General features: G+C 62.2%; 10 protein-coding genes. All 10 read right to left on the bottom strand.

Translation table 11 applies throughout. The annotated features are described in order from the left end of the window. Positions 1 to 66: 66 nt before the first annotated feature. Positions 67 to 996, bottom strand: coding sequence for a copper homeostasis membrane protein CopD (gene copD, locus A7D16_RS12860; RefSeq protein WP_017354978.1), 930 nt, complete (start codon positions 994 to 996; stop codon positions 67 to 69). A gap of 10 nt (positions 997 to 1,006) precedes the next feature. Beyond that, positions 1,007 to 1,390 (bottom strand): copper homeostasis periplasmic binding protein CopC, encoded by a 384-nt coding sequence (gene copC, locus A7D16_RS12865; RefSeq protein ID WP_005413416.1) that lies wholly within the window; start codon positions 1,388 to 1,390, stop codon positions 1,007 to 1,009. A gap of 178 nt (positions 1,391 to 1,568) precedes the next feature. Further along, positions 1,569 to 1,919 carry a four-helix bundle copper-binding protein gene (locus A7D16_RS12870; protein ID WP_012480213.1) on the bottom strand — a complete coding sequence of 117 codons (351 nt, stop codon included), beginning with the start codon at positions 1,917 to 1,919 and terminating at the stop codon, positions 1,569 to 1,571. A 70-nt stretch (positions 1,920 to 1,989) separates the two neighbouring features. Then, positions 1,990 to 2,514: a DUF411 domain-containing protein gene (locus A7D16_RS12875; protein WP_012480214.1), complete on the bottom strand. Its 525-nt coding sequence runs from the start codon at positions 2,512 to 2,514 to the stop codon at positions 1,990 to 1,992. Positions 2,515 to 2,528: 14 nt separating this feature from the next. Next, the gene (locus A7D16_RS12880) at positions 2,529 to 3,074 is read right to left on the bottom strand and encodes a nuclear transport factor 2 family protein (protein WP_239687000.1); all 546 of its coding nucleotides are present in this window, start codon (positions 3,072 to 3,074) and stop codon (positions 2,529 to 2,531) included. Beyond that, a complete protein-coding gene (locus A7D16_RS12885; RefSeq protein ID WP_012480216.1) occupies positions 3,058 to 3,828 on the bottom strand; it encodes a c-type cytochrome in 771 nt (256 codons plus the stop codon). The genes A7D16_RS12880 and A7D16_RS12885 overlap by 17 nt, the downstream gene beginning before the upstream one ends. 12 nt (positions 3,829 to 3,840) lie before the next feature. After that, entirely contained in the window at positions 3,841 to 5,112 is a 1,272-nt protein-coding gene (locus A7D16_RS12890) for a copper resistance protein B (protein ID WP_064633265.1), read from the bottom strand. Then, positions 5,109 to 6,977, bottom strand: coding sequence for a laccase-like oxidase CopA (locus A7D16_RS12895; protein ID WP_046932582.1), 1,869 nt, complete (start codon positions 6,975 to 6,977; stop codon positions 5,109 to 5,111). The genes A7D16_RS12890 and A7D16_RS12895 overlap by 4 nt, the downstream gene beginning before the upstream one ends. A 113-nt stretch (positions 6,978 to 7,090) precedes the next feature. Next, on the bottom strand, positions 7,091 to 7,510 hold the full coding sequence (gene copL / locus A7D16_RS12900; protein ID WP_046932580.1) for a transcriptional regulator CopL: 420 nt from the start codon (positions 7,508 to 7,510) through the stop codon (positions 7,091 to 7,093). Positions 7,511 to 7,684: 174 nt separating this feature from the next. After that, positions 7,685 to 8,035 carry a helix-turn-helix domain-containing protein gene (locus tag A7D16_RS12905; protein WP_043033515.1) on the bottom strand — a complete coding sequence of 117 codons (351 nt, stop codon included), beginning with the start codon at positions 8,033 to 8,035 and terminating at the stop codon, positions 7,685 to 7,687. Between the last annotated feature and the right edge of the window lie 130 nt (positions 8,036 to 8,165).

Raw genomic sequence — 8,165 nt, forward strand, 5'->3', positions numbered from 1 at the left:
TTCATGCCGATGCTCGCTTTAGTGGGGATGGACTGCCAAGGCAGTGTGCCATTGCGGGTTACACAGCTATTCGGGGCTGAGCGTCCCGAGCACTGAAACAACAATCAGGATCAAGATGGCCAGCGCGGCCTCAGCCGTAACACTCTGCCGCAAAGCCCGCACCTCCTGCGCGGGATCTCCGCTGGTCAGCGCTCGTTCCAAGCGCGGCACCAGCGTCCATCGGTGCAGCGCTCCCAAACCCAGCATTCCAGCGAACAGGGCCAGTTTGAAAAGCAGCAACTTCCCGTAGGTGCTCTGGAACAGGGCCGAAAACGACCACGCGGTGAGATCCCCGTAGTGCGCGATGCCGGACACGATGAGCGCACCAACGAAGATCGTTCCCAGCGTCGAAAAACCATGCAGAAAGTCATGCGTTGATCGCAGACGCCCGCTGCCGTTCGTCTCTTTGCCGCGCAGCAGCATGGCAAGGAACATCAGGACCGCTGCGATCCAGCCGCCTGCCGCGAGAAGATGGACGATGCCTGCAGCAAGCCGGACCGCGCCTGCCAAGCCCTCGCCAGCGGCGGCGTGGCCGTTCCATGCCAGCGAAGCGAGTGCGCCGCCCGCCAGCATCGCCCCCAGCGGGAAGGCGGTCTCCACCTTCCCGCGGCGACGATGCCATCCGAGCACGAACATCAGGGCGACCAGCAGCGCGCCTCTCGCCATGGCTGCCCGGCCCGCGGACGTCTCGAGCAGATACCAGCCAAGCGATGCGCGATCAACCTCGGCAAGCGGCATTCCCATGATGCCCGCGGTCTTGAAGACGACATCGAGCCCGGTGAGCACGAGACCGGCTACGGCACCCGCCAATAGAACGCCCATGAGTGACCACCCGGCCAAGGCGTCGGCGAGTGCCGATCGACGCGACCCGTACCAACCGAAGAGTGGAACCCCGAAAAGAACCATGATGACAAGGTATTCCAAGAATCTCAGTGCATAAGCCGACAGGTCGAACATTCGCGACTCCTCAGCGCACCGTGAAGCTGAAGCTGCCCGGCATGGGGTGGTTGTCACCACCGACGGCGCGGTATTCCACGGTATAGACGCCCGGAGCCAGCGGTCCAGGCAACTTGGCACGCAGGGTCTTGCCGTTGTTGACGATCTCGGTCGTGAAATTCTCGATCGGCATGGTGGAACTGCCGTGCTTCATGAGCAACTTGAGACGCGACGCCCGCGGAATCAATGTCTCGTTGAACACGAGATCGATCTGGCCTGGCGAGGCCACCACCGCATTTGCCGCCGGTGTGGACTGCTGCAGCGCGGCGTGGGCGTGCGCGACCTGCAGCGAAAACTGCCCGGCCGCGATTGCGAGGACGAGCGCGAAGGAGCGAATGACGTTGGACGACTTCATATGGATAAATCCTCATTGGAATGTGATGCAAAGCCCGTTCGGGAGGGGCCGCGCTGTGTTCGATGCGACAAGCGTTAGATGTCGGACTGTCACTGAAACCACGATTTGTCGGATTTTCTTGATACTTCCGCTTTCGCGAGACGAGGATCCCACCGGCTCAGGCGGGATCCTCGACGCATTACGCTGCCATGGCGCTGCAGCTTTCCGCGCAGCGGCGACAAACTTCGGCGCAGCGCGTCATCTCAGGGTCGTTCATGGCGTCGCATGCATCGGCGCACTGGCGGCAGATCTCCGCGCAGGCACCGCAAACCACGTCGTGAACGCTGGCACCGCGCAGCATCGCGTCGGCACTGGTTGCGCAGGTATCGGCACACGTCGCCAACAGGGCGATGTGCTCCGGGGCCGCGTGAACACCTCCTTTGGTCAGGCAGTAGTTGATGGTCTCCAGGCAGATCGCATGGCATTGCGTGCAGTTGTCGATGCACTCGTTCATGGCCTGGGGCCGGTGTGCTGCGGAATGGTGAGTCATGTAGTTCTCCTTCTTCCTCGCGGGCGAGAATCGGCGCGCCCGCAACACCGTCCCCTGTTGCTGCGACGGATCAGTGCTGTGCGAACGGTTCAGTGGTTCCGTCGCGATGGATCAGCTCGACCGTGAACGGCTGCTGGCGTCCCTCCGGGACCTCCATGCCCGGAGAACCAAGCGGCATCCCTGGGAGGACCAGGCCGCGTGCGTTCGGCTTTTCTTCGAGGAGACGCTTGATGTCCGCGGCCGGAACGTGGCCTTCGATGACGTATCCGCCGATCTCGGCCGTGTGGCAGGAGCCCTTTGCATAGGGGACACCCAACCGCTCCTTGACCAGACCCAGGTCATCCATGTCGTGCACATCCACGGTGAATCCCGCCTTCTGCACGTGGTCGATCCAGACACCGCAGCACCCGCAGGTCGGGGTCTTGTGGACGGTCATGCGTGGCAGGGCTGCTGGAGTCGCGTCGGCTGATTGGACGACAACCTGTGCGGAGGGCGAGGTTGTGGGTTGCGCGGATGAAGCATCCTGGGTGCAAGCACCCAGACCAGCCACGGCAAGGACCACAAAAGTCAGACGGTGCAATGTGAGCGTAGTCATTTCAATCTCTCGACTCAGCGCTTGGTCCGCGAGGACCAGTGGATGTGGACGATCCGCCAGCCGTCCGCGGTCTCCTTCAGCACCATCGTCTCGTCGCTCTGGACGGTCAGTGGCTGGCCGTCCTTCTGGGCATGCAACTCGCTTTCGGTTCCGACCCACGCGAACTCGCCAGCGGCTCGTGCGCGCTGACGGAGCAGCTGGCGATGGGCGCCCTTGAGGAACGCCGAATCGCTGACTGCGTGATGGCCCATGTATTCCTCGCGGCTGCGTTCGGCGCCCCCGGACTCGAGGATGAGAACGTCGGCAGCGAGCAGGGCTTCGACCGTGGCCAGATCGCCGCTAGACAGGGCCCTGTTGAAACGCTCCGCTACGGCGACCGCGGCCTCTGCAGTGACTGGGACGTCGACGTCCGCAGATGCCGCGGCAGCGGGGTGATGTGCGTGCGGCTGTGTCGCCTGCGCCATTGCGGGGGACACGACGGCCAGTGCCAGTGCGAGGGTGAACGAAATTGCTGTTGCGTTCATTGCGTGGGCTCCAAGGAGATCAATGGGTGTGCGCATGGCCGTCATCGGCCACGGGCGTGTGTGGTGCAGGGTGCGACTCCACCTTGCCGTCGGGATGGCCGTGGCTCACCAACCCGACTTCCGTGTCGCTGGGTGTCGGGCCGTGGTGATCGTCGTCCACGCCCGGCGGGTGCGCATGCGGCATGGAGTTGTTGCCCGGCTCGAATAAGGCAGGGTGATCCTCGGCCTTTTCGTCGTCATGGTGGCCTTGCGTCTCGCCGCCGCCATGCGAATGGCCCTCGCTGCTGTCGACAAGTTCCTTGTACGCAGTCGCGTCCAGCGTGGGCAACTTCTGCAGGAAGGCCGACATGTTCCATATGAACTCATCGTCCATGCTGCCGCCCCAAGCGGGCATGCCGCTGGCCTTGATGCCGTGCTTGATCACCCAGAACGCCTCAGCTGGAGCGACCGGCTGTTTGCTTAGGTTCGGTGGCGCGGGGTACAGGCCCTTGCTCATCTCGGTGGCCGCCGCGTCTGGTGAAAGATGGCAGGTCACGCACATGGCGTTGTAGTTGCCCGCACCCTGGCGGATACGCTCAGGATCATCAAGGTTCGTGGGTAGCTGAAGCTTGGCGGCGCGCACCTCAATGGAACGCTCGCGCGCCGTTTCAAGTAGCGCATACACCGGGCGACTATGCGGATCGTCGGCGGCCACGTTGTACACGCCCAGAGAGACCGTGGCGGTTGCGACCACCGCAACCAATGCCACGCCGGCACCGAGCCATACCCACATCTTTTTGTTGGATTTCATTGTCAGTTCCCCTTAGAACCAGGTACGAAGGCCGATGACCAAGCGCGTGTCTTCAAAGGACTCGCCATGCTCGCGTCGCATGTCTGCGGTATTGCCAAACGCGCGCTCGTACACCACGCCGATGTAGGGAGCGAACTTTCGGGTGAACTCATAGCGAAGTCGTAGCCCCGCCTCAGCGGCACTCAGACCCGAACCTATCCCGCGCAATGGATCGTTCTTGCCATAGGCGGTGACTTCCACCAGCGGCTGCAAGATCAGCCGGTTGGTTAGCAGCAATTCGTACTCGGCCTCGACATTGGCGGCAGTCTGGCCCCCTTCGCCGAGATAGGCTGTGGCGGACACTTCGAACTTCATCGGCGCCAAGCCCTGTACACCGATAGCGGCGAAGTTCTGCGATGCCCCAGGCTTGAAGTCATGACGCACACCGGCCACCACATCCCACCACGTGGAGATACTGCGGCCGTAAAGCACTTCCAGATCAGCCGACTCGGTCTGACCATCCGTGCGTTCGCCTTCACTGCGGAGCCAGACGCGATTGAGGTCCGTACCGATCCAGCCCTGGCCCTCCCAGCCCAGCCCGGTGCCCGGATCGGCATCCCAGGTTTCCAGGCGATTGAGCAGCACGTAGCTCTTGATCGAGTTGTCATGCACCGGATGCGCGTGTTCCGGCGCGATGGCCGCCTTGCGATCCGCGTCCGTCACCGCGGGAATCGGGGTGCGCGGCTGCGTTGGCGCTGCAGGCCCGTGTCCCATCTGACTGTGGTCCATGCCCTCCATCGATTGCATTCCCGCTTCTGGTGTAGCGTGCGCGGGCGAATCATGGCCCATCTGCGAATGGTCCATCCCCTGCATCGCAGGCGTGGCCGTGCCGGAGGTGTCGGCTGCAGCGGGCTGTGCCATCTGACTGTGATCCATGCCCTGCATCGACTGCGCCTGCGCTGTGGGCGCCGCAGGTGTGCTCGCGGGCGAGCCGTGCCCCATCTGCGAATGGTCCATGCCCTGCATGGCAGGCTCGGCTGCGTTAGCCTGCGGCTCGGCGTGGCCCATCGCCGCATGATCGATCGTCGCTTCGCTGGTCTTGGCCGGTGTTGCAGGCTTTTGGGTGGGCGCAGGTTTTGATGTCGGCGCCTGATGTGCAGAGTGATCCTGCGTCTGGGTCTGCGCGCTCTGCCCCATCGGCATGGAGCCGTGCTGCATGGATTGGGCGCTGGCCGCACTGGCCAGGGCCAGCGAGATAGCCAGCGTCAGCGCAGTCAGGGTGGTATCGCGTCTATTGATGTTCATTCGTCGACCCTCACCGTGCGCATCATTCCGGCTTCCATGTGATAAAGCAGGTGGCAATGGAACGCCCAGCTGCCCAACGCATCGGCACGCACGCGATACGTGCGTCGGCTACCTGGCGGCATATCCACCGTGTGCTTGCGCACCATGAAGTTGCCGTTGTCGTCCTCCACGTCACTCCACATGCCGTGCAAATGGATGGGATGGGTCATCATCGTGTCGTTAACCAATACGATGCGCATACGCTCGCCGTAGTTCAGCCGCAGCGGCTCGACATCGGAAAACTTCTGACCATTGAAACCCCAGGAGAATTTCTCCATGTGTCCGGTCAGATGCAGCTCGATCTCGCGACCGGGGTCGCGTCCGTCAGGGTCTTCAAAGGTGCTCTTGAGCATGGAATACGTCAGTACATGACGGCCGTTATCGCGCAGGCCATTGCCCGGATCGTCCAAGCGCGAAGTCACGCTCATGGCTTGGTTGTCCAACAGGGGATTGTTGGTCTCGCTGGCAGGGTGTGATTGCATGCCCCCGTGCTGCATGCCGGCCATGGCACCATCGCCGGCGGCGGGCATCGCGTGGCCTGCATGGGCCGAGGTCTCGTTACCGCTGGCAGGTGGGGCCATGCCGGGCATACCCATGGCCGCACCACAGCCGCCTTCCATGCCCTTGCTGCCGCCAGACATATCCATCGATCCATGATCCATGCCCATGTCTGCCATCGTCAGCAGCGGCCGGGGATCCACAGGCGGAACAGGCGCGCGTAGTCCTTCGCGCACGGCGAGCGTGCCGCTGACGTAGCCGGTGCGACCGGAGTCCTGGGCAAAGATGGTGAATGCGTCCTGCCCGGAGGGCTCCACGATCACATCGAAGGTTTCAGCTACTGCAATGCGGAACTCGTCGACGGAAACCGGATGGACGTACAAGCCATCTGCCGCCACCACGGTCATCTTCAACCCCGGAATGCGCACATCGAAGTACGTCATGGCAGAGCCATTGATGAAACGCAGACGCACCTTTTCGCCACTGCGGAACAAACCTGTCCAGTTGCCCAGAGAGGTCGTGCCGTTCATCAGGTAGGTGTAGGTGTTGGCGTTGACGTCGGACAGATCCGTGGGCGTCATCCGCATCACGCCCCACATCTTGCGATCCTCCAACGTGGCCGACAGACCGTTGCGCTTCACATCGCGTGCAAAATCGCCGACCGTGCGCTTGTAGTAATTGTCATGGCCCGGCATCTTCTTCAAACGATCGAACAGGGCCGCCGGGTCCAGGTCTGTCCAATCGCTCAGCATCACGACGTAGTCGCGATCGAAGCTAAAAGGCTCTGGCTCCAGTGGATCGATCACGATCGGTCCATAAAGCCCTGCTTGTTCCTGGAAACCTGAGTGGCTGTGGTACCAGTAGGTGCCGCCCTGATGCAGGGTGAACCGGTAGTGGTAGGTCTCACCACGTCCGATGCCGTCAAAGCTCAGTCCCGGCACGCCGTCCATGTTGGCCGGCAGAATGATGCCGTGCCAATGGATGGAAGTGTCCGTGCCATGGAGGGAATTGGCCGGCAATGCATTGGAGACACGCAGGTTGACCGTGGTGCCTTCCCGCCATCGCAGCAACGGCGCCGGAACGGATCCGTTGACCGTGATCGCGGTGCGGGTCTTGCCGGTGAAGTTCATCGGCGTCTCGCCGATGGTCAGGTCGAACTCGGTGCCCGACAGTACGTTGGCTTGTCCCGGGCCCTTGAGCGCCCAACTGGCCTTGGGCCAGAACCCTAATCCTGCGACTGCGCCTCCCAAGGCCAAGCCCTGGACAAATCGCCGCCTCGAAGGCAGCAGCGGTCCACCGTGTGGACCACGAAAATCATCATGCGACATGAAAATGCTCCAAGCGTCGTGTTGCCACCGGCAGGCGGTGGTACAGAGCGGGTGGCTGGCCTAAACAGGCACGCAAACCACACCAACGGCGCCATTGCGGCGCCTAGGGACGCTTAGCCGATCGGTGGTCGGATCAGATGAGGCAAGGCGGGTGCCGGATGCCCCAACGGCAGCGGCATGACATCCAGGCCCAAGGCCAGTTGTACGGCAATATGCAGGCGCGCAGGCAATGCGCTCGCGCACGCGTGCACGCAGGCGCACCGGCACGCAGACGACTTGCAACAGTCGGGACCGGCATGATCGCCGTGCCCAGTGCCAGCCATTTCAATCGATGTGGCATCGGGATGATGCTCAGCACTGTGATGGGCGACGCAGTCCTCGTCGACTTGCACAGCGGCAGCCACTTCACTGGCCTGCTCTTCCATCACCGGATTCATACTGACCGACGCAAACGCCGACCACGCCCCGTTAAGCACGAGCATGGCGATCAGGAGCAGTCGCAGTAGAAGTGAGGAGGCTGACACGGGCGACATGGTAAATCACTTTAGACAAGGCGCGCGTGTATCGGTCGTGAACAAAATCTCAGGCAGGCCTGAGATGTCGCGACTTGTCAGTCGCACTAGCCGCGGACACTGCAGCTCCCTCCAGAAGCGCCCAAAGGGCGGGTTGAGGCGAAGAGTTGCCCATAGGGCGAGCGCTTGTTCGGTTTACTTCTCGGGCGTGGCCTCGATCAGCTTCACCAACTCGCGCTTCTGCTGCTTGCTTAGCGAGCCCCAGCGCAGGAGCAACTTGGCCAGCAGATCATCGTCGGTGTAAAGGAAGGCGGCGGGGATCCCCAACGCTTGGGCCAACCGCTCAGCAATCTCCAGCATGGGCTCGTGCTTGCCACGCTCGTACTGGTTGATTCGGGGGCTGGCCACGTGAGGATCCAGACCGGCCCGGATGCCCAACTCCTTCTGCGACAAACCCGTGTGCAGGCGGGCTTGTTTGAGGCGTCGAGCGAAGGTCGGTGTTGAGTCGACGGACAAAGTCACGCGCGCACCCCATGGAGACCCCATAAGGATGGCGGATGTACCCTGCCTTGCATACTAAGATATTCCTGTCCCCTTTACCCTTCTTACGCTTCCCAGCAACTAAGCTGTGTATATCCCATGGGTTACCCCAAACACAAAAAAAAAAATACAAAAA

The organism is Xanthomonas nasturtii, assembly GCF_001660815.1.
Classification (GTDB): domain Bacteria; phylum Pseudomonadota; class Gammaproteobacteria; order Xanthomonadales; family Xanthomonadaceae; genus Xanthomonas; species Xanthomonas nasturtii.

Bases quoted from the DNA above. Each gene is read 5' to 3' on its own strand.
- copD (WP_017354978.1), bottom strand. From the start codon at position 996: ATGTTCGACCTGTCGGCTTATGCACTGAGATTCTTGGAATACCTTGTC.
- copC (WP_005413416.1), bottom strand. From the start codon at position 1,390: ATGAAGTCGTCCAACGTCATTCGCTCCTTCGCGCTCGTCCTCGCAATC.
- A7D16_RS12870 (WP_012480213.1), bottom strand. From the start codon at position 1,919: ATGACTCACCATTCCGCAGCACACCGGCCCCAGGCCATGAACGAGTGC.
- A7D16_RS12875 (WP_012480214.1), bottom strand. From the start codon at position 2,514: ATGACTACGCTCACATTGCACCGTCTGACTTTTGTGGTCCTTGCCGTG.
- A7D16_RS12880 (WP_239687000.1), bottom strand. From the start codon at position 3,074: ATGCGCACACCCATTGATCTCCTTGGAGCCCACGCAATGAACGCAACA.
- A7D16_RS12885 (WP_012480216.1), bottom strand. From the start codon at position 3,828: ATGAAATCCAACAAAAAGATGTGGGTATGGCTCGGTGCCGGCGTGGCA.
- A7D16_RS12890 (WP_064633265.1), bottom strand. From the start codon at position 5,112: ATGAACATCAATAGACGCGATACCACCCTGACTGCGCTGACGCTGGCT.
- A7D16_RS12895 (WP_046932582.1), bottom strand. From the start codon at position 6,977: ATGTCGCATGATGATTTTCGTGGTCCACACGGTGGACCGCTGCTGCCT.
- copL (WP_046932580.1), bottom strand. From the start codon at position 7,510: ATGTCGCCCGTGTCAGCCTCCTCACTTCTACTGCGACTGCTCCTGATC.
- A7D16_RS12905 (WP_043033515.1), bottom strand. From the start codon at position 8,035: ATGGGGTCTCCATGGGGTGCGCGCGTGACTTTGTCCGTCGACTCAACA.